Source organism: Streptomyces thermovulgaris (assembly GCF_002155915.1).
In the GTDB taxonomy this organism is placed as follows: domain Bacteria; phylum Actinomycetota; class Actinomycetes; order Streptomycetales; family Streptomycetaceae; genus Streptomyces; species Streptomyces thermovulgaris.
Window position 1 is genome coordinate 1 of record NZ_MUME01000572.1, and the last position, 210, is coordinate 210.

A 210-nucleotide genomic window follows, 5' to 3' on the forward strand; every position below is an offset into this window, starting at 1 on the left:
GCCGTCGCGTTGGCCGCCGCCACGTCCCGGACGTGCACGAAGTCCCTCAGCTGCCGCCCGTCCTCGAACACGCGCGGTGCCTCGCCCCGGGCGAGCGCCGAGCGGAAGAGGGCGGCGACACCGGCGTACGGGGTGTCCCGCGGCATTCCGGGGCCGTAGACGTTGTGATAGCGCAGCGACACCGCCGACCCGCCGGTGCAGCGGGCCCAG

General features: G+C 75.7%; 1 protein-coding gene. It reads right to left on the reverse strand.

Annotated features, from left to right (window positions below; all coding sequences use genetic code 11):
• Positions 1 to 210: NAD-dependent epimerase/dehydratase family protein (locus CCN35_RS29880; protein WP_245863568.1), on the reverse strand; the 210-nt coding region annotated here is incomplete at both ends.